Source organism: Coprococcus sp. AF16-5 (genome assembly GCF_003479365.1).
Lineage (GTDB): Bacteria > Bacillota > Clostridia > Lachnospirales > Lachnospiraceae > Coprococcus > Coprococcus aceti.
In genome coordinates this window covers 233252-254268 of the sequence record NZ_QUGZ01000003.1, presented here as the reverse complement: position 1 = coordinate 254268, position 21017 = coordinate 233252, and the positions used below count along the sequence as shown (strand labels likewise).

The window sequence follows — 21017 nt, the reverse complement described above, 5'->3', positions numbered from 1 at the left end:
AGATTTTGGAACATCAGTGAGGAGGGTAGTTTTGTCGTTTAATATTGTTTTTAATAATAAAAATAATCTGTAAGAATTGTTGACCGGGCCGACAGGATATGACAAAATGTACGTATAAAACATGAGTAGATAGCTGAACATAAGGGCAGAATATTAGCAGATATTATCTGGAATGTTTATGAAATGAAAATATACAGATGTGTGTGGAGCGCAGCATGCTGCGTGTGTTCATCACAATAGAATGGAGGATGATCAGTATGGTAAAAACGGTAAAAGGCGATAATTTTGAAGATATAAAGGCATGCGGTGTGGCGGTTGCGGATTTCTCAGCAACATGGTGCGGACCATGCAAGATGATGGCACCGGTATTTCACACGGTTGCAGATGAACTGAATGGTGAAGTGGACTTCTTCAGCGTGGACGTGGATGAGAATCCCGGACTTGCGGCTGCCAATAAGGTGTTCAGTGTTCCGACATTGATACTGTACAAGAATGGTGTTGAGGCATCGAGGAGTGTCGGAGCTATATCCAAGTATGATCTTCTCGATTTCATTGAGAAGATCAAATAATTGTCTGTGATATGTATCCCAGATATTTTAATTGGGATCTGAATTGAAGTGGGGATACAAACTAGAAACAGGAAAAACATAAAGCCCTGTCAGACTTAACATTCATATGGGTCTCATATTATGGATACATATGAATGTTAAGTCTGACAGGGCTTTAAGGTTATTGAAAACACATTGACTATCTGGCGTCTCTGTCTACATATTCTCTATACTTAACCAGACTCTTATATGCCGGTCTGATGATCTTGTCTGTAGTGACAAGCTCCTCGATTCTGTGAGCGCTCCATCCAACTATACGTGCCACTGCAAAGAGCGGTGTGTAGAGCTCCCTAGGAATTCCGAGCATCTCATACACGAATCCGCTGTAGAAGTCTACGTTAGGGCTGACACCCTTGTATATCTTGCGTTCCTTGGCGATGAGCTTTGGCGCGATCTTCTCAATGTTGTTGTACAGAGTCATATCCTCGTCCCTGCCCTTGGCAGCGGCAAGCTGTTCGACAAATGACTTGAAGACTTTTTCTCTTGGGTCTGACAGTGAGTAAACGGCATGGCCCATACCATAGATGAGTCCCTTGTGATCGTAGGCTTGCTTGTTCAGCAGCTTATCCAGATATGCCTCTATGGCATCTTCGTCATGGTAATCCTTTATGTGCTCCTTGATATCGTCCATCATGTTCATAACCTGCAGGTTGGCACCACCATGCTTCCTTCCCTTGAGGGATGAAAGGGCGGCGGCAATGGCAGAGTATGTGTCAGAGCCGGATGACGTTACAACTCTTGTGGTGAATGTGGAATTGTTACCACCGCCGTGCTCCATGTGAAGCAGCAGTGCTATGTCAAGTACTCTTGCTTCAAGCTCGGTATACTTCATGTCAGGCCTGAGCATCCTGAGGATGTTTTCAGCCACGGAAGCATCCTTGTCAGGTCTGTGAATGTACATACTTCCGTCGTTCTCATAATGGTTGTATGCGTGATAACCATACACAGCCATCATAGGAAATGTTCCGATGAGACCGATACACTGTCTGAGAACATTGTCTATATCCAGGTTGGTAGCCTGATTATCGTATGAAGCCAGAGTCAGCACACTTCTTGTCATGGAGTTCATTATATCCACACTAGGTGCTTTCATGATGACATCACGGGTAAAGTTGGTCGGCAGGTTCATGGACTCGGCGATGACACTGCTGAATTCTGAGAGCTGAGCCTCGGTAGGCAGTTCTCCGAAGAGAAGAAGATAAGCAGCTTCCTCAAATATATGGCGTTTTCCTTTGCCGCCTTTTACGAGATCCTGTACATCATAGCCTCTGTACAATAACTGTCCGTCACACGGAACCTTCTGGCCATCCACATCCTTAAATGCTATGATCTGTGATATATTGGTAAGACCGGTCAGAACTCCCTGTCCATTCTCATCACGCAGTCCTCTTTTTACTCCGTATCTGGCATAGAGCTCTTTGTCTATCACATCATGCTGCTGACAGAGAGAAGCCTGCTTCTCCACGTATTCTGTCAGATTCTCCATATACTCCATATAAGTAACTCCTTTCCGTTTGTATGATAAATCAGATGATCTTTTTGCATATGTCGCTTAGACAACATGCGTCGCAATGTGGCTTCGTTCTGGCTGTGCACACGGATCTGCCGTGATCCACCAGCCTGTGACAGAAGTCATTGCTCTCATCTGGAGGTACAAGCTTCCACAGTTCCATCTCAACCTTCTTCGGATCTTTTATCCCGTCAACCAGTCCCATTCGGTTGACAAGGCGTATACAGTGGGTATCTGTTACAATGGCAGGTTTGCCGTAGATATCACCCATGATGAGGTTTGCGCTCTTGCGGCCTACGCCGGGGAGCTTAAGCAGCTCATCTAGACTGTCAGGAACCTGGCAATCATAGGAATCAACAAGCATATTCATACATGCACTAATATCTCTGGCCTTGCTCTTCCCCAGTCCGCAAGGTCTCACAATGGCCTCGATGTCACTGACATCGGCAGCAGCCAGTTCTTTTACTCCCGGATATTTGGCAAATAAATCCTGGACTACCACATTCACCCTTGCATCAGTGCACTGCGCCGCCAGGCGGACACTGACAAGAAGCTGCCATGCGTGTGAAGTATCGAGGGTGCATACTGTGTCAGGATATTCCTTCTTCAGCCTCTCGATAATGTCCAGTGTTCTCTGTTTTTTCGTATATCTCTTCTGTGATTCCATAAAAAAGACCTCCAGTCTCTATATGATAACATGAAAGGCCTGCAAATGGATATCGAAAAAGAAATCTTAATAAAAATGTTAGAAGTGTGAAAATGTTGGGAAGAGAAGACATGCCGCAGCCCAATATATGTGCTGGGCTGCGGCATGTCTTTGCTGGTATAAATATCATGTCTGAAAGATCTTACTTTGTTCCGAAGATTCTGTCGCCGGCATCGCCAAGTCCTGGGCAGATGTAAGCGTTCTCGTTCAGCTCGCGGTCAACATGACCAACGTATAGCTGGATGTCAGGATGAGCCTTGAGAAGTCTCTCAATTCCCTGCGGTGCAGCGATGATCGACATGAACTTGATATGCTTACCGCCGTGCTGCTTGATGAAATCAACGGCAGCAACAGCTGATCCTCCGGTTGCAAGCATAGGATCCGTGACAACTATAAGTCTCTCATCGATAGGATCAGGGAGCTTGCAGTAGTACTCATGAGGTTCATGAGTCTCCTCGTCTCTGTACAGACCGATGTGTCCGATCTTGGCTGTAGGAACCAGAGCCTGAAGTCCACTGACCATTCCAAGTCCTGCACGGAGAATAGGTACGATCGCAAGATTTCTTCCTGCGATGACCGGAGTCATGCATTCCTCGATAGGAGTCTCTATACATACATCCTCGGTAGGAAGATCTTTCAGAGCCTCATATCCCATGAGCATGGCGATCTCTTCAACAAGTGCACGGAATTCGGCAGTTCCGGTGTTCTTATCTCTGAGCTTTGAAATCTTATGCTGAATAAGTGGATGTGTCATAACTGTGTAATCTGTCATATTGTGTAACCTCCTAATAAATAATATACAGATAATTATTATGCCTCAATGTCAGAGTTCTGTGGATTCATTCCAAGTCCGCGGCTTACATCACCCTTGGTGTTCTCACCAAATGTATAGTCGTTACCAGGCAGTATAGCGTTCAGCAGGATGCCGAATATAGCTGCGAGGGCAAGTCCTGTAAGAGTGATAGTTGTGCCTCCGATCGTGAATGTAAGGCCATTTGAGAAACCAAGTCCACATACCATGATAACGGCTGCGATGATCAGGTTTCTTGACTTCGTGAAGTCTACGTGGTTCTCAACCACATTTCTTACACCTATGGCTGAGATCATTCCGTAGAGGATGAAGCTTATACCGCCGATGATGGCAAGTGGCATAGAGCTGATGACTGCAGCAACCTTAGGTATGAAACCGAGGATGACTGCAAATAAAGCAGCAAGTCTGATAACTCTTGGATCGTGTACACGGCTGAGCTCGAGAACTCCTGTGTTCTCTCCGTAAGTCGTATTTGCAGGACCGCCGAAGAGAGCTGACAGTGATGTTGCAAGACCGTCACCGATAAGTGTTCTGTGGAGACCCGGATCCTCAAGGAAATTCTGGTCAACTGTAGCTGATATGGCACAGATATCACCGATGTGCTCCATCATGGAAGCGATGGCGATAGGAGCCATAACGAGTATAGCAGTGATGTCGAATTTACAGATCTGGAAAGGTGGCAGACCGAGAAAATGTGCGTCTGAAACTCCAGAAAAGCTGAGTATTGCTGAACCATCAGGGTTGGTCATACCACAGAAGTGAAGTATGAGTGCAACGCCATATGAGATAAGTACACCCATGAGGATAGGTATGATCTTGAACATGCCCTTGCCCCAGATGTTGAACACAATGACAACAGCCAGTGCGATAAATGCAAGCAGCCAGTTAGTGGATGCGTTTGATATAGCTGATGGTGCGAGGCTCAGACCGATACATATGATGATAGGTCCGGTAACCACTGGTGGAAGGAATCTCATGACACGCTTCACGCCGACAAGCTTGACGATCAGTGCAAGTATCAGATACAGAAGTCCTGCAACCACAATACCGCCACATGCATATGGAAGCTTTTCGCCCATTGGCATGTCCTTGAATATGCCTGTTTTAAGGTCTGCAACTGTGGAGAAACCTCCCAGAAATGCAAATGAAGAACCGAGAAATGCAGGTACCTTAAGCTTAGTGCATAAGTGGAAGAACAGTGTTCCAAGACCGGCACATACAAGAGTTACCTGAATTGAGAGTCCCTGACCCTCGAAGTATCCGTTTACGAGAAGCGGAACAAGAATTGTTGCACCAAACATGGCAAACATATGCTGGAATCCAAGTAAAAGCATCTTTGGAATTCCAAGCTTACGTGCATCACGAATGGCTTCTTTTTGATTATCCATAAGTAATAATCCTCCCATATTTTTTCTTAGTTAAATATTATAAAGTTTATTTACACTAAGGTCAATTTGAATAGTGAAATTTCCAAAATAAACTTAAGATATGTAATATATGTCAGCACTTGACAAAATGTTACAGAATTGTTACAATTCTGCTTGGATTGAGTAAAGGGGAGAAAAATAAAGATACAGGTCGAAGGAGACTACAGATATTATGATTGAATTAGAGAACGTGAGTATGACATATCCTGGGGGCAATCAGGCACTCAAGAATGTCAATATTAATATAGAGAAAGGCGAGTTCGTATTTATCGTTGGAAGCAGTGGTTCGGGCAAGACCACTCTGTTCAGGCTTCTGCTCAAGGAGCTCGATCCTACGGAGGGCAATATCACTGTTGCCGGATACGACTACGGCAAGATCAAGAGGAAGGATATACCGAAGGTCAGAAGAAGGATAGGGGTTGTGTTCCAGAACTTCAGACTTCTCAAGGACAGGACTATATACGAGAATGTCGCATTTGCACAGAGAGTCATCCAGACCCCGGCGAGATATATCAGAAGACGAGTTCCGGCCATGCTGACGCTGGTTGGACTTGCAGACAAATACAAATCATACCCGAAGGAGCTCTCAGGTGGTGAGCAGCAGAGAGTTGCCATGGCGAGAGCACTGGTCAACAATCCGGACATCATACTGGCGGACGAGCCTACAGGAAACCTTGATCCTAAGAACTCACTGGATATCATGAACCTCCTTGAGGATATCAACAAGAGAGGAACCACAGTTGTCGTGGTAACCCACAATAAGGATATCGTCAATGAGATGAAGAAGAGAGTTATCACCCTGAAGAAGGGCGTTATAATCAGTGATGAGAAGGAAGGAGGCTACATAGATGAAGATTAGTACATTTTTCTATGTCCTCAGACAGGGCTTTGCGAATATAAGAAGAAACATACTGTTCTCACTTGCATCACTGGGAACCATCATATCATGTCTGTTCCTTTTCGGAATCATATATGCGGTGGTTGTAAACTTCCAGTCAGGTATGCAGGAGCTTGAGAAGACAGTCACCATATCTGTATTCTTCGACGAGGATGCGTCAGATGAGACCATACAGCTCATAGGTGAACAGATAAGAACGGTCGATTATGTTGAGACGATGGATTTCATCTCAGCCGATGAGGCATGGGACAAGTTTGCAGATCAGAACTACGATGATCCACAGGTTGCAAAGAATGCATTTGGCGGAGATAACCCGTTAAAGAATGCTGCGTCATATGAGATCACGCTCAAGGATGTATCAAGACAGCCGGAGTTCGTGGCATTTGCCCAGGGCCTTTCAGGAGTCAGAAAGGTAAAGAGTTCTGACGTGACTGCGGACAGCATCACGACACTGTCATCCCTTGTGGGATATGCATCCATAGGAATAGTTGTGATACTGATGCTGGTATCTATATTCCTTATAAGTAACACGATCACCATAGGTATCACAGTGCGAAAGGAAGAGATAGGGATCATGAAGCTGATCGGTGCGACAAATGTATTTGTAAGAGCACCGTTCATCATAGAGGGTGTGATCATAGGCGCGGTCGGTTCGGCTATACCTCTGGTCCTTCTGTACTACATGTACGATAAGATACTGACATACGTTGCCGGAAGGTTCAAGGTTGTCACAACGCTGTTCGCATTTGTGAGCCAGCAGGATCTGTTCAGGACTATGGTACCGGTCGGACTTGTGCTCGGTATCGGTGTTGGTCTGGTAGGAAGTATTCTTACCACAAGAAAGCACCTGAGAGTGTAGTGTTAAATGCGGTCAGAGCAATGCACAAAAAATTCACAAATTGTTATTACTTTTTTAGGAACAATATGTGTTATAATGCTGATAAGTAGGGCAAAAAGATAATAACATTATGAAATGCGATTAGGAGGCATGAATGATGAGAATAGATTTATACAAGATAAAGAAGAAAGGTATGCAGGTGGCAGTGGTTACTACAGGAGCACTGCTCATGTCGTTTACATCCATATTTGCGGCTCCTGTGTTCAGCGTGCATGCTGAGGAGACCAAGGAGGATGTTGAGCAGCAGAAGGAAGAGGCTCAGCAGGCTCAGGAAGAGGCGAATGCAAACGCAGAGAAGTATCAGAAGAAGGTAGACAAGCTTACAGCGGCTGTAAATGAGCTCGATAAGCAGGCCACAGATATAAGCACACAGATCGTGGAGAAGAAACAGCAGGCTGAGGATCTTCAGAATGAGATAGATGAGACTCAGACAAAGCTTGCAGAGGCTCAGGTCAGTGAGGATAATCAGTATGAGGCGATGAAGAAGAGGATACAGTACCTCTACGAGGAGGGCGATGTTGCTTACATAGATGCACTTATGTCATCGGCTTCATTTGAGGATAGTCTTAACAAGTCTGAGTATGTTGATCAGCTCAGCACATATGACCAGAAGCAGCTCAACAAGCTGGTAAAGACTAAGAATGACATAGCAGAGTATCAGCAGACACTCAAGGATGATCTGGCGGATGTAGAGAAGGTAAAGGCAGACCTGGAGACCAAGCAGGCAGACCTCGATGATGTTATAAGCCAGAAGAATGCGGAGATCAACAAGTACAGTGATGATGTTGAGATGCAGAAAGCTCTTGCGGCTGAATACGCAAAGCAGGAGTCAGAGCTGGATGACAAGCTGGCAGAGCTTGCGCGTCAGGAACAGCAGAGACTGGAGGAGGAGCGTAAGCAGAGAGAAGCTGAACAACAGCAGCAGGATAACAACGGTGGAAGCGATAACTCAGGCAGTGACAGCGACAACAGTGGAAGTAACAATGGCGGTTCAACAACCGGTTCAGGTCAGTTCATATGGCCTGTATCAGGACCTATCACAGACTACTTCGGACCTAGAGAGTCACCGACAGCAGGAGCAAGCTCCAATCATATGGGTATAGATATAGGATGTTCATACGGAGTGCCTATCGCAGCGGCTGATGCAGGTGTTGTAACGGTAGCCGAGTGGGGCGAGAGTGGTGGTAACTACGTTATGATAGATCACGGTAATGGATTTGTGACGATGTACCTTCACAACTCATCACTTGCAGTAAGCGTTGGCGATGTGGTTTCACAGGGACAGACCATTGCGTATGCAGGTTCAACAGGATATTCAACAGGTACACATTGCCACTTCTCAGTATTCCTGAATGGCTCATATGTCAACCCACTTGATTATCTGTAAGATGAGGCTGAGACATGGCATAGGGATATGTGTCATATCATAAGATCTTAATATGATCATATATAGAATAGAGAAAAAATGCGTGATTCATGAAATATGGATCACGCATTTTTTATGTTAATAGGGGCGTGGATATGGGCGAAGTACCATATGTTGTGGTGGTGAGAAAATATGTCGAAAACAATAGTTTTTTTAAGAAAAAATAGGATTAGTGTCGGTTGACATAAGTGGTAAAAGTATTTATACTCACACTGGACTGAGTATTTATTTAAGGAGTATATTATGGTTTTTTCGAGCATGGAGTTCTTATTTAGATTCCTGCCTTTATTTTTGCTTATCTATTTTGTGACAAAGCCGAAGTACAGGAATGTTGTACTGCTTTTAGGCAGCCTTGTGTTCTACGCGTATGGCGAACCCATATACGTGTTCTTGATGATGTTTTCTATTATATTTAACTATTCGGTGGCAAGACGAATCAAGCGTTTTTATGATATAGAAGTATATTCGGAGATCGACTGTTCATTTGAGAGAAACTGCTGGCTGGCGGTGGCTATGGTGTTTGATTTTGGAATGTTGTTCATATTCAAATATATCAACTTCTTTATAGAGATAATAAACACTGCAGCGGGAACAAAGATATTTGATAGCGTGGCGATCACACTGCCGCTTGGAATAAGCTTCTATACGTTCCAGATAACATCGTATATATTTGACGTGTACAGGCTCAAGTATCAGGCGGACAAGAGTATAATCAAGTTCGGAACATATGTGAGCATGTTCCCTCAGCTCATAGCCGGCCCTATAGTCAACTACGATGAGGTGAAGCCTGAGCTGGATCACAGAGAGGTCAAGGCGGACGATATAGAGCGCGGTGCGACACTGTTCGTATTGGGACTTGCGTACAAGGTGCTTCTGGCAAATAAGATAGCCAGTCTGTGGAACGATGTGCAGACGGTTGGCCCTTATGGAATAAACACTGTGACCGCATGGCTTGGTTCATGGGGATATTCATTCCAGCTCCTGTTTGATTTCATGGGTTATTCCGTGATGGCAATAGGAATTGGCCTTATACTTGGCTTCAGGATACCGGAGAACTTTGTCGATCCTTATATGGCACATTCCCTCACAGATTTCTGGAGACGCTGGCATGTTACACTCGGACGCTGGTTCAGAGAGTATGTGTACATACCGATGGGCGGCAACCGAAAGGGAAAGCTCAGAATGATACTTGCCATGTTCACTGTGTGGATGTTTACCGGATTGTGGCATGGTGCGGACTGGAATTTCCTGATATGGGGCTTGTTCCTGTTCGTGTTCCTTCTCATGGAGAAGCTGTTCCTTGGCAAGGTATTTGACAAGGTGAAGGTTCTTGGCCATGTGTACATGTTCTTCCTGATACCGATATCATGGACAATATTTAACATATCTGATCTGAAGCTTCTGGGACTGTACCTGAAGAGAATGTTTGGCATGAACATAGAGGGATCAGTCACCACACATGCCATGGACAAGCTGATCATGCTGGGACACACATACTGGTGGCTACTGCTGATCTGCGTGATCTTCTGTACACCGTGGCCTAGAAAGCTCATAGAGAAATTCTACAAGAACTGGGTATGCAAGCTTGTAATGCTCGCACTGTTCTGGTTCTGTGTATATCAGATAGCAAAGGGTGGCTCCAATCCATTCCTTTATTTTAGATTTTAGGAGGTGGGCAGATGAAGAAATTATGGCAAATGATAAAAGGCTGTCCACTGTTCTCGATACTCATAATATCCGGCGTGATAGTTACCGCAGGCGGTTATGTGGGAGCTGCGCTTGGCGTGTATAAATGGGATGTCAGCTTTCATCATCCTATGGCCCAGACTGTGCTGCTTGATGAGAGGGTGGCAACCGGAACTGACGCAACAAGCACGGATGCTCCGGGAAAGAGCGAGCTGACGTCGGAGTCCACGGGCAGTGCGGCTGCAGAGGAGCAGACAACGGAGGTGAAATCCACGGAGAAGCAGACTTCTGAGAATGCATCCACGGAGAAGACAACAGAGAAATCTACAGAGAAAGCGACCACCGAAAAGGCAACTACGGAAAAAGCAACCATAGATACAGGCGGTTCGGCTGCTCCGGTGACAAGACAGACTCAATACAAGAAGGTTAAGAAGAGAAAGGCAAGAAATAGCTGCTACAGAGATCTCACACAGATCGCTCTTGAGACCCAGTACCCATATATAAAGGTTGACAAGTCTTATTTTGACGATGCTCTGTTCATAGGTGATTCCAGAGTGGAAGGACTGGCGTTGTATTCCGGACTGGACAATGCAGAATTTGCATATATGGAGGGCCTTACATCATTTGGACTGATGGGTGAGAAGATCGCCTCAAATGGAACAAAGACACTCACAGAGCTGCTTAAGAGCAAACAATTCAGAAAGATATACATCATGCTCGGCATAAATGAGGCGGGTTACGATACGGAGACATACGCATCCACATATATCGATGCGGTGGCCCAGATACAGGCGCTTCAGCCGGACGCAGTGATCTTTATGATGGGCTGCATGCATGTATCCAGCGACTATTCGGCAAGCCACGATATTGTGAACAATGACAATATCGATGACAAGAATGGCGCCATAGCTGCATATGCTGATGGAATAAAGCTTTTCTATCTGGATATGAATACGGTTGTGGACGATGGCAAGGGTGGTCTTGTAAAGGACTATACCTGGGATGACATACATTTGCAGGCGCAGTATTACAGTCTGTGGGAGCAGTATCTGTATGAGCATGGGCTCAAGGATGATGCTTTCAAATAGATAAAGTGCTGCGGGACCTGGCGGCATTTTATCATTATCGGGAGTTGATCAAATGGCAAAAATACTGGTAATAAAAGATAAATATAAGGGAATCCTGTTCATAATCATGGCAGGGTTCTTTTTCTCACTGATGACCTTCTTCGTGAGACTGTCTGGAGATCTGCCAACTATGCAGAAGGCATTCTTTAGAAATGCAGTGGCCGCTGCTGTGGCCATTGCCATGCTCATGAGGACTGAGGAGAAATTCAAGATAAAGAAGAGCAGCTGGCCGGGAATCGCGGCGAGAAGCATATGTGGAACGACGGGGCTGATATGTAATTTCTACGCAATTGACAAGTTGAATATTGCGGATGCCAATATCCTCAACAAGCTTTCTCCGTTCTTTGCTATCATCGCATCATACTTTGTGTTGAATGAACGGGCAAACCGGGTAGAGTGGGCATCTGTTGTGCTGGCTTTCGCTGGTGCATTGTTCGTTGTGAAGCCTTCGTTTCATATGGATTTTCTGTATGCCATGGTTGGTGTGGCAGGCGGCCTTGGGGCAGGAATAGCCTACACCTATGTGAGAAAGCTTGGAAAACAGGGTGAGCGCGGACCGGTCATAGTCATGTGTTTCTCTGTATTCTCATGTCTGGTGACGCTTCCATTTATCATATTGGACCACGCACCTATGACATGGCAGCAGATTGTGTGCCTGCTCTGTGCCGGACTTGCGGCGGCTGGTGGACAGTTCAGTATAACCGCAGCATACCAGAAGGCTCCTGCCAGGGAGATATCGGTATTTGACTACAGTCAGGTCATATTTGCGGCTATACTGGGATTTGTATTCCTGGATCAGATTCCTGACATGCTGAGCATTATAGGATATGTGATCATCATTGGAAGTGCAGTTTTCAAATGGTGGTACACCATGAGACAGGACCGCACTTAGCATGACCGGCAGGGCTGAGAGTGGCAGTGCCTTGTACAAATACTTGTAGAATAATTGATATATACAAAAAGACGGATGTCAGAAATGGAAAATGGGTAAAAGTTTCATTGTCTGATATCCGTCTTTTTTATAAAAGTTATAAAGGAAGGTTTTAGGTGTTGTGACCGGACTTGTGAGGTATCCGGCCTCCCATCTATATAAATTGGATTGTTGTTAGTTTGAGTGACGGCAGATACGCTGGTGCTGCCTGGGCATGTCGCACATCTGCTGTCCTCATCAATCTGTATATATAATAAGATGGTACTGTGTACATTCTGTGTATCGGATGTTAAAGAAATATGTTCATAAAAGAAATAATATATAAAGCGTAAATAAATGTTCTATAAATGGTAAAGCTTCTGAATATAGTGAGTATAAGGTTGTGGGTATAGTTGCTGACATGTTAAAATGAAACACACATATGATCATAATTGGTGGATATATCAGATGACAATATTGGATAGAGCAGCTTTATTATGGAATAGTAAGGGGGATTAATATATGGATAAAGAAAAGGTTATACAGGAGCTTCAGGAGAGAACAGAGGAGATAAAGGAAAAGGCCGGGGAGCTTCATAAGGCGATAGAGGAGACTATATCGCAGAAGAAGCAGATGCATTACACGGAACTGGGCGGTCAGGACGGGCAGCCGGATGTGCCGGTTAAGGAAGGATACGGTCTGGTGCTCGGTGGCGGTGGTGGCCGTGGCTCCTATGAGATCGGAGTGTGGAAGGCTCTTGAGGAGTACAGAGATGTGATCGATATAAAGGCGGTATCAGGAAGCTCGGTAGGCGCACTGAATGCGGCATTGTACGCTTGCGGCGATCTGGATAAGGCTACACAGATGTGGTACGACATAACCAACGACAGGATACTGTCCAACAAGGATATAGACGAGGACAACAGGAACAAATGGTTTGAGTCCATCAAGGAGAAGCTTACGACCATAGACAATCCAGTCATACAGAGTGCAATAGAGTGCATAGGACTGGATGCTGTGGCAAAAGGCATGAGGATAAAGGATGGCTTCTTCTCCAGAGAAGGACTTATGGACATACTGGAGAATTCACCAGTACTTGATGGTGTGTCGAACAGTGACATGAGCTGTTATGCTACATGTCTCAATGTGGAGGGCAAGCCTACTCCTGAGAGATTCCAGCTGTCAGGCATGGAACCGGAGGAGATAGAACGTATACTTCTTGCTTCTTCAGCCATACCGGTCATATTCCCTATGGAGACGATAGACAAGACAAAGTATTATGATGGAGGCTTCTTCCTTGGGGGAGATAATGTGCCAATACAGCCTCTCTATGATGAGGGCTACAGAAAATTTGTCGTGGTGCATCTCGATGAGAGGAAGACCGATAGATACGATGATGCAGAGATGATACATATATATCCGTCTATTCCTCTTGGTGGTGCCATAGATGGCATGCTTGACTTTTCGCCTGAAGGTGTTGAGAAGAGGATAACACAGGGATATGACGATGCAAAGGCGGTGCTTGTTGAGAAGTTTGGCCCAAGACTGTTCTTCACCCGCCATGGGCAGACCGTGTGGAATGTGGAAAACAAGATATGTGGAGCCACGGATATTGAACTCACAGAGCTTGGACATCAGCAGGCGGAGCAGCTTGGTGAGATGATAAAGAATGGAGATTATCACATAGATGAGATCCTGTATTCGCCTCTGGTCAGGGCTTCGGAGACGGCAAGACATATATCCGAGATAACAGGAATTCCTATGAGAGCCGAGGAGAGACTCCGTGAGCAGTGTTTTGGCAAATACGAGGGAACAGCCAGAAACGGCGCTATATTCGCCAAGGCGAAGACGCATTTTCTGGATCACTATGAGGGCGGAGAGACCATGGTTCATCTGTGTCAGAGGGTGTACAATTTGTTAGATGAGCTTAAGGCTGAGTCGGAAGATTCCGGGAAGACATATCTTCTGGTTGCCCACAATGGAATATCAAGAATAGTACAGTCGTATTTCAATGATATGACAAATGAGGAATTCGCAGCATTTGGCATAAAGAACTGTGAGATAAGAGAATATAGATTCTGATCGCCACATGTGTGGTATCAGATGTAAAAAAGAGAAAACAGCAGGCAGATCAATATGATGTGAATGTGGTTTTCTCTTTTTTTCTGGGATATCCCCAAATGCTCCTGTAAATGTGTATAAAAGAATACTTGATATTATTTATCACTAATATAGTTGACACAGAGCCTACATATGTGCTAATAAATATATGAACATATAATCATGCGTTTAAATATCAACGTACGGCATGAGAGCTATGCGATGCGTTTATGGAGAATATAAAATGTGGAAAAGGAGAGAATCATGGGAGACAACAGTTTTTTGAAGATCAGTGGGATAAAGAAAAGCTTCGGTTCAGGGGAGAACCGAACTGAGGTACTTAGAGGAATTGATTTTGAGGTCGCAAAGGGCGAGTTCTGTGTGCTGCTTGGCCCATCGGGGTCTGGCAAGTCAACTCTGCTCAATATCATAGGTGGGATCGACAGCCCGGATTCCGGTTATATCTCCATAGATGGAGAGAAGACAGGGGATATGGATGAGAAGACACTGACCAGATATAGGAGAAAGCATCTCGGTTATGTATTCCAGATGTATAATCTCATACCTAATCTCAATGTAAAGGAGAATGTGGAGGTTGGAGCATACCTTAGTGATAATCCTTTTGATGTTGATGATCTGTTAAAGACTCTGGGGCTTTATGAGCACAGACATAAGCTCCCAAATCAGCTGTCGGGTGGACAGCAGCAGAGGACCTCGATTGGAAGGGCAATCGTGAAGAATCCTGATATACTTCTCTGTGATGAGCCGACAGGTGCCCTTGACTACAACACTTCCAAGGAGATACTTAAGCTCATAGAGGATGTGAACCAGAAGTATGGCAACACAATAATCATGGTCACCCACAATGATGCCATCAAGAATATGGCGGACCGGACTGTGAAGCTCAGGGACGGCATGATAAGACGCAACATTGTAAATGAGAACAAGATATCCGCTGTAGAGCTTGACTGGTAATTGGGCAGACAGGGTAGATGTTCAATAGGAAAGGGGATCTGTTATGAGAAATCCATTGTGGAGAAGAATTCCAAAGGAACTGAAGGAAGAGCTTGGAAAATATATAGTCATATTCCTGTTCATGGTCATCACGACGGGAATGGTGTCGGGCTTCATGGTTGCAGGTGAGAGCATGAAGAAAACCTACGACAATACATTTGACAAATACAACGTGGAGGATGGACATTTTGATCTGTCGGATGAGGCGTCTGACAATATGAAGGACAATATAGAGGATGAGGGCGTGAAGCTCTATGATATGTCGTATTATGAACTGCCTATGAGTAAGATCGGATCAGACTCTGATGGCAATAGTGGTAATGTGGAAGGCAATGCAGAGACAAAAGATGATACGGTGAATTCTGTAAATGATGCTGCAGATGATGGGGGAAGGACACTGAGGATATTCGCACCAAGACACGATGTAAATAAAATGTGCCTGATGGATGGTGAATTTCCTGTAGGAACTGATGAGATCGCCATTGACAGAATGTATGCGGTCAACAACGATATAGAGATCGGTGATGATATAAAAGCGGGTGACAAGGTATACAGCGTGTGCGGATTTGTGGCACTCTCCGACTACAGTACCATGTTCCAGAACAACAATGATACCATGTTTGATGCCACGATATTCGGAATTGCGGTTGTGTCAAATGAGGAATTTGATGATCTCCCGGAGAAAAATAAGACCTGGTCGTATTCATGGATGTACGATGATGGAATGCCGGATGAGGAGAACGATGAGAAAAAGCTGGCGGATGACCTTCTTGAGACTGTGTATACACAGGCGGTCATGAACGGCATTACGGTGGAGAGCTACATTCCAAGGTATCAGAACCAGGCGATCAACTTTGCAGGGGATGATATTGGCAGTGATACAAATATGATGAAATGGTTTGAATACATCGTCATAGTTATACTTGCATTTATATTTGCGGTAACCATCAGCAACACTCTGACAAAGGAAGCGTCGGTTATTGGAACATTGAGGGCTTCAGGATATACGAAGGGCGAGCTGCTTATTCACTACATATCACTTCCTGTCATAGTTACATTTGTGGCATCAGTGGTGGGAAACGTGCTGGGCTATTCGGTGTTTAAGGATATGGGTGCGCAGCTTTACTATGGAAGCTATTCCCTCACTAAGTATGTGACGTATTGGAATGCCGATGCATTTGTGCTTACCACAGTCATACCTCTTATAATCATGATCGTTGTGAACCTGTTAGTGGTAAACAGCAAACTGAAGCTCTCACCACTGAGGTTCCTGAGGCATGATCTCAGCAGATCAAAGAGAAAGAAGGCGGTGAAGCTGCCTCACTGGAAGTTCATGACAAGGTTCAAGACCCGTGTCATACTTCAGAACATTCCAGGATATGTGGTCATGCTTCTTGGAATTTACTTCGCACAGGTTCTTCTGATGTTCGGACTTATGTTGAATCCTATGCTGAAGCACTATCAGAATGACATATTGGATAATATGGTAGCTGACCACCAGTATGTTCTGGATTCACAGGTGGAGACGGCAAATAATAATGCGGAAACCTACTGTATGAAGACGCTAAGGACGACCGGAGATATAGATGATGAGATCATGGTGTATGGAATACACTCGGACAGTAAATATTTCCCGGTTAAGCTGGACGACGGAGATGTGCTGGTATCTGACAGCTACGCAGACAAATATGAGATAGTTGATGGCGACAAACTTGAGCTCAAGGAGAGCTATACTGATGACACATATGAGCTCAAGGTGACGGGTTCTGTGGTGTATCCGGCAGCCCTTGCGGTGTTCGTGACAGAGGGTGATTTCAGAGAAATATTTGACAAGGACGAGGATTACTTCACCGGCTATTTCTCGAATGACAAGCTGACCGATATAGAGGATCATGTAGTGTCAGAGATCACAAAGGATGATATGATAAAGGTGTCCAGACAGCTCACCAAGTCCATGGGAGGTATGTTCTACATAGTGGTTGTATTTTCACTTGTTATGTTCATGCTTCTCGTATATCTGCTCACAAAACTAATAGTGGAGAAGAACACGGTGTCCATATCCATGGTTAAGATACTGGGATATGACACAAAGGAGATCAGTAAGCTGTATCTGTCATCCACAACTGTCATGGTTGCGGTGGTGACGCTGCTCGATATACTGCTCAGTTACCTGTCGATCAAGGTGATATACAGGGCAATGCTGATAGATATGCTAAGCGGCTGGATGCCGATATACATGGCACCATGGATATTCCCACTCATGTTCGTGCTCAGCTTTACCTGCTATCTGGTGATCTCACTGTTGCAGATGAAGAGGATAAAGAAGATTCCTATGGACGAGGCGCTCAAGAATGTGGAGTGATGTGTCAGGCTGTGTTCAGGTATTATGAAAAAAAGAGAAAATTTTGTGCTGTAAATCCCCCGAATCCCTGGAAAGGATACATGGATTAGAAGTCGTGTATCTTTTCAGTGGGAATCCGGGAGTTTGAGCACAAAATTTTCTTTTTTTTGCTATTTTGTGGGAAATGTTCCCAAAGCTGTCAGGTTGTCGACCCGGACAGGCTCATGCCAGCTAGATGGTTCCTGTGACGGTCACGGTTGCCGTTCCCGGTGTTGTGGTGATGACTCCCGTGGCTGTATTCTGTGTGAATGTTGCCGCTGGAACAGTGATCTGTCCGGCAACTGTTGCGAACTCGCCTGTTGCTTCATTGTAGGTGTAGCTGGCTGGCGCTGTCCATGCATTTCCATTGTATGTCACAGTGATTCCGGTGAGAATCGGATTGAAGGTATCTGTGATGATGACGTTGTCACTTGCGGATGCCTCGGTGTTGCCGTAGTTCTCTATAAGGAAGGTGTAAGTGATCTGACCATTCTCTGCAACTATGCTAGGACTCACAGACTTTGTGATGGCGAGATCGGGAGCTGCAACAGGGGAAACCGACTCAGTTGCAGTGACTGCGTTGGTAAGTCCTGCGCCGGTTACTGTAACAGTGTTGGTCACGGAATCCTCATTGCCTCTAGGTGTAAATTCATTTGTTGTTGTCTCATATATAATAGTAGCATTTCCACCCGCTGGAACGGAGATTCCAGTGAGTGTCAGCGGAGCTGCAGCACCGACAGCCGGAGCGGCTACCAGAGTTCCATTGGTGTAATATCTGATGGAATCCGGAATATATGTGAGAGGATATACTGTTGTATTTCCCACTGCATATGCTCCCAGATTATCTGTGAGAGACAGACCTGTGAGTGTGGTAGTTCCGGAATTGATGAGACTTATCACATACGTGATCTTATCCGGTGTTCGGTAGGTGTCCACCACAGCCGTCTTGGAGACTGTGAGGACTTCAATTATTTCTCCAGTTATGATATTGGAATTGGTGGATCCTCCGTTGTAGGACAGAGTTGCCTGATTAGTGAATGTTGCCATTACTTTACCTCCGTATTGTGTTGTCAGAGGTTTATATACCTCTGATATAAAATATGTGCTGTGGAGGCTTTGGGTTACAGATATTACTCACCATCTGCGGCACATTTATGTTATACTAAAAGATAACTATGTGGTTTAAAGAGCTGTTTTTATATACAGGAGGAATATAGGTGAGAAGGAAAAGGTGGTCGTACCTGATTGCCTGTGTGGTGCTGGCAGGTGGGCTGGCAGCGCCTGGCACATATACCAAGGTGTACGCGCAGGATTATGAAAATGTAGAATACGTAACCAGTGTGTCAGAGCTTAGAGATTCCATGGACGAAGCTGATGTGGTAAACTCGGCCGATGTGATGGATAGAGGAGCGGATGTCGACGCAGCGGCAATGTACAGCAGTGAGTCAGCCGACATATACAGTCTTCGCAGGATCATATTGTATACAGATGAAGTGCCGGAGACCTATGGCGCGACAACAGTCATCTGTTATGACAAATACGATTACTATGTGCTTGGCTACGATACCGAGGAAGAGACGAAACAGGCATACGAAAAGCTTCAGGAAGAGTACGAGCCTGACAAATGTATGCTTGATCAGGTCATATATTCAGAAGATGTGTTGGCGGATTTGGATTCAAATTCGTATGCTGCACAGCGGAACGTTGATGCCATGCTTGCCGCATCGGAGACATATAAGGCTGTAAGCTGGGGCACAAGGTACATGGGAATGGACAGGCTGAAGGCGGAGGTGTCAGAGTACAAGCTGGATGCTAAGGTAAATGTGGCGGTTATAGATACCGGAGTTAATTCCTCGGATACTCTGTTTGAAGGCAGGATAAATGAGGAAGGAAGTATGAACTGCTGCGAGGGCGAAGACCGGAGCGACTACGGAGACAACATGGGACATGGAAGTCATGTGGCGGGTATAATAGCGGATGCGACACCGGACAATGTCCAGCTCACGATCATCAAATGTTTCACAAGCCGGGGAGCAACCACAGTGTCAACGGTACAGCAGGGAATCATGGCTGCGCTTGACAGCGGTGCGGACGTGATCAATATGAGCTTCTGCTTCTATGGTAAAAATGCAAGTGACAACACCAGGTCGAAGCTTGACGAATTGTTAAAAAGTGCAAAAGAAGATGGCGTCATCATGTGTGTGGCAGCAGGCAATACGAACAGCACTGTGAACAACTGGGAGATCAGCGACGTGGAAGGTGTGTCATATCCTGCGGACAGCAGTGATGTGATAACAGTGTCGGGGCTTATGCAGAAGGCTGGAACGGAGGAGACAGCAGACAGGATATCGACGGATGCGGTGAAATTTGACGATAGCTATTCTTACTATGGAAATGCTGTAGATTTTTCCGCTCCCGGAACGAAAATAACATCGGCGTGGAAGACCGGAACAAATCATGGGTTTTCCACTTCAGGAACATCCATGGCGGCTCCGCATATATCAGCGGCGGCGGCCTACGTGAAGCTGGCGGAGCCAGAGCTTGACAGTGACCAGTTGAAGAATAGACTTATCTCATATTCCGTGGATCTGGGAACAGCGGGAAAGGATAAATACTACGGTTACGGTTGTCCATACATGGCGGATTATTTTGCTAATACATTTGGCGGAAAACATCCGGAGACAAAGGTCGGAACCTGTGCGGTGGAAAGTCTTGGAAATGCGAAGGATGGACTGAGACTGTCGTGGACTTCGGCGGATAATGCAAGTGGGTATAAGATATACAGGAAAACTGCGACAAGCGCATACAAATGTATAGCTGAGATAAAAGGTTTAGGAGTCAGAACATACACTGACAAGACTGCGGCGGCTGGAATCAGATACAGATATGCGGTGAGGGGCGTGAACGGCACGGCCGAGGGACAGCCGGCGGCTACAAAGGCACTGGTCAGACTTACCCAGCCGAAGTACAACGTGAAGAATGCATATTCCGGCGTGAAGGTATCCTGGAACAAAGTAAAGGGCGCGAGTGGATACAAAATATACCGCAAGGCACCGGGGCAGAACGGATGGAAGCAGTACAAGGTGCTGTCAGCGGGAACGCTCACATTTGTCGATAAGAATGTGACTAATTACAGAAACTATACATACACGGTCAAGGCGTTCAAGGGTACTTCTGCAAGCTCGTATGATACTGCGGGGGTCAGGTTGTACAGGATGCCGGGATGCAAGGCGAAAACGGTCAGATCAAATTCCAGAAAGACGATGGATGTAACATGGAACAAGGTCAGGTATGTCAGCGGGTATCAGATCCAGTACAGTACATCGTCGAAATTTGACAGATATAAGGTGGCAACGATAAATAAGTCCACAAAACTCAGACGCAGGATAAGCTCTCTGTTCTCAGGAAAATATTATTATGTGAGGATGAGAACCTACAGAAGAGTTGGCGGCAAGACCATTCATGGCGGCTGGAGCAGTGTACAGCGCATAAAGGTAAAATAGTGAAAGGCAGATA

The 21017-nt window shown here is 45.4% G+C and carries 16 protein-coding genes and 1 pseudogene; 12 read left to right on the top strand and 5 right to left on the bottom strand.

Going from position 1 to position 21017, the window contains the following annotated elements:
• Positions 1-257 precede the first annotated feature (257 nt).
• A complete protein-coding gene (gene trxA / locus DWW70_RS09765) occupies positions 258-569 on the top strand; it encodes a thioredoxin (protein WP_022217252.1) in 312 nt (103 codons plus the stop codon).
• A gap of 178 nt (positions 570-747) precedes the next feature.
• Here trxA and DWW70_RS09760 read toward each other — a convergent pair whose 3' ends face one another.
• The 4 genes from DWW70_RS09760 to DWW70_RS09745 all read right to left on the bottom strand — a co-directional run bounded on the left by DWW70_RS09760 (position 748) and on the right by DWW70_RS09745 (position 5023).
• Complete coding sequence (locus DWW70_RS09760; protein WP_118649830.1) at positions 748-2094, bottom strand: citrate/2-methylcitrate synthase; 1347 nt, start codon at positions 2092-2094, stop codon at positions 748-750.
• A gap of 40 nt (positions 2095-2134) precedes the next feature.
• Positions 2135-2785, bottom strand: coding sequence for an endonuclease III domain-containing protein (locus DWW70_RS09755; protein WP_015533674.1), 651 nt, complete (start codon positions 2783-2785; stop codon positions 2135-2137).
• A gap of 181 nt (positions 2786-2966) precedes the next feature.
• Positions 2967-3596: a uracil phosphoribosyltransferase gene (upp, locus tag DWW70_RS09750; protein WP_015533675.1), complete on the bottom strand. Its 630-nt coding sequence runs from the start codon at positions 3594-3596 to the stop codon at positions 2967-2969.
• Positions 3597-3634: 38 nt separating this feature from the next.
• Positions 3635-5023: a uracil-xanthine permease family protein gene (locus DWW70_RS09745; protein ID WP_118649758.1), complete on the bottom strand. Its 1389-nt coding sequence runs from the start codon at positions 5021-5023 to the stop codon at positions 3635-3637.
• A gap of 211 nt (positions 5024-5234) precedes the next feature.
• Here DWW70_RS09745 and ftsE point away from each other — a divergent pair, with 211 nt between their 5' ends.
• The 10 genes and pseudogenes from ftsE to DWW70_RS09700 all read left to right on the top strand — a co-directional run bounded on the left by ftsE (position 5235) and on the right by DWW70_RS09700 (position 17483).
• Complete coding sequence (ftsE, locus tag DWW70_RS09740) at positions 5235-5921, top strand: cell division ATP-binding protein FtsE (protein ID WP_022216898.1); 687 nt, start codon at positions 5235-5237, stop codon at positions 5919-5921.
• Positions 5911-6819: a permease-like cell division protein FtsX gene (gene ftsX / locus DWW70_RS09735; RefSeq protein WP_015533677.1), complete on the top strand. Its 909-nt coding sequence runs from the start codon at positions 5911-5913 to the stop codon at positions 6817-6819. Before ftsE ends, ftsX begins: the two co-directional genes overlap by 11 nt.
• Positions 6820-6952: 133 nt before the next feature.
• Entirely contained in the window at positions 6953-8245 is a 1293-nt protein-coding gene (locus tag DWW70_RS09730) for a murein hydrolase activator EnvC family protein (RefSeq protein ID WP_022217255.1), read from the top strand.
• 282 nt (positions 8246-8527) lie between these two features.
• Positions 8528-9952 (top strand): MBOAT family O-acyltransferase, encoded by a 1425-nt coding sequence (locus tag DWW70_RS09725; protein ID WP_022217256.1) that lies wholly within the window; start codon positions 8528-8530, stop codon positions 9950-9952.
• A gap of 11 nt (positions 9953-9963) precedes the next feature.
• A complete protein-coding gene (locus DWW70_RS09720) occupies positions 9964-11058 on the top strand; it encodes a GDSL-type esterase/lipase family protein (RefSeq protein WP_022217257.1) in 1095 nt (364 codons plus the stop codon).
• A gap of 52 nt (positions 11059-11110) precedes the next feature.
• Positions 11111-11989 (top strand): DMT family transporter, encoded by an 879-nt coding sequence (locus DWW70_RS09715; RefSeq protein ID WP_118649757.1) that lies wholly within the window; start codon positions 11111-11113, stop codon positions 11987-11989.
• Between the two features lie 540 nt (positions 11990-12529).
• Positions 12530-13324: pseudogene (locus DWW70_RS15495) on the top strand (patatin-like phospholipase family protein); the annotation flags it as partial.
• A gap of 201 nt (positions 13325-13525) precedes the next feature.
• A complete protein-coding gene (locus tag DWW70_RS15490) occupies positions 13526-14089 on the top strand; it encodes a histidine phosphatase family protein (RefSeq protein ID WP_334290611.1) in 564 nt (187 codons plus the stop codon).
• 282 nt (positions 14090-14371) lie between these two features.
• Entirely contained in the window at positions 14372-15082 is a 711-nt protein-coding gene (locus tag DWW70_RS09705) for an ABC transporter ATP-binding protein (protein WP_022217259.1), read from the top strand.
• Positions 15083-15125: 43 nt separating this feature from the next.
• Entirely contained in the window at positions 15126-17483 is a 2358-nt protein-coding gene (locus tag DWW70_RS09700; protein ID WP_055223035.1) for an ABC transporter permease, read from the top strand.
• A 210-nt stretch (positions 17484-17693) separates the two neighbouring features.
• Here DWW70_RS09700 and DWW70_RS09695 read toward each other — a convergent pair whose 3' ends face one another.
• On the bottom strand, positions 17694-18548 hold the full coding sequence (locus DWW70_RS09695) for a hypothetical protein (protein ID WP_118649756.1): 855 nt from the start codon (positions 18546-18548) through the stop codon (positions 17694-17696).
• Between the two features lie 170 nt (positions 18549-18718).
• Between DWW70_RS09695 and DWW70_RS09690 the strand changes: the two genes are divergently transcribed.
• Positions 18719-21004 (top strand): S8 family serine peptidase, encoded by a 2286-nt coding sequence (locus DWW70_RS09690; protein ID WP_118649755.1) that lies wholly within the window; start codon positions 18719-18721, stop codon positions 21002-21004.
• Positions 21005-21017 lie beyond the last annotated feature (13 nt).

Bases quoted from the DNA above. Each gene is read 5' to 3' on its own strand.
- DWW70_RS09720 (WP_022217257.1), top strand. From the start codon at position 9,964: ATGAAGAAATTATGGCAAATGATAAAAGGCTGTCCACTGTTCTCGATA.
- DWW70_RS09715 (WP_118649757.1), top strand. From the start codon at position 11,111: ATGGCAAAAATACTGGTAATAAAAGATAAATATAAGGGAATCCTGTTC.
- DWW70_RS09730 (WP_022217255.1), top strand. From the start codon at position 6,953: ATGATGAGAATAGATTTATACAAGATAAAGAAGAAAGGTATGCAGGTG.
- DWW70_RS09760 (WP_118649830.1), bottom strand. From the start codon at position 2,094: ATGGAGAATCTGACAGAATACGTGGAGAAGCAGGCTTCTCTCTGTCAG.
- DWW70_RS09725 (WP_022217256.1), top strand. From the start codon at position 8,528: ATGGTTTTTTCGAGCATGGAGTTCTTATTTAGATTCCTGCCTTTATTT.
- DWW70_RS09755 (WP_015533674.1), bottom strand. From the start codon at position 2,785: ATGGAATCACAGAAGAGATATACGAAAAAACAGAGAACACTGGACATT.
- ftsX (WP_015533677.1), top strand. From the start codon at position 5,911: ATGAAGATTAGTACATTTTTCTATGTCCTCAGACAGGGCTTTGCGAAT.
- DWW70_RS09705 (WP_022217259.1), top strand. From the start codon at position 14,372: ATGGGAGACAACAGTTTTTTGAAGATCAGTGGGATAAAGAAAAGCTTC.
- DWW70_RS09700 (WP_055223035.1), top strand. From the start codon at position 15,126: ATGAGAAATCCATTGTGGAGAAGAATTCCAAAGGAACTGAAGGAAGAG.
- DWW70_RS09745 (WP_118649758.1), bottom strand. From the start codon at position 5,023: ATGGATAATCAAAAAGAAGCCATTCGTGATGCACGTAAGCTTGGAATT.
- trxA (WP_022217252.1), top strand. From the start codon at position 258: ATGGTAAAAACGGTAAAAGGCGATAATTTTGAAGATATAAAGGCATGC.
- DWW70_RS09695 (WP_118649756.1), bottom strand. From the start codon at position 18,548: ATGGCAACATTCACTAATCAGGCAACTCTGTCCTACAACGGAGGATCC.
- ftsE (WP_022216898.1), top strand. From the start codon at position 5,235: ATGATTGAATTAGAGAACGTGAGTATGACATATCCTGGGGGCAATCAG.
- upp (WP_015533675.1), bottom strand. From the start codon at position 3,596: ATGACAGATTACACAGTTATGACACATCCACTTATTCAGCATAAGATT.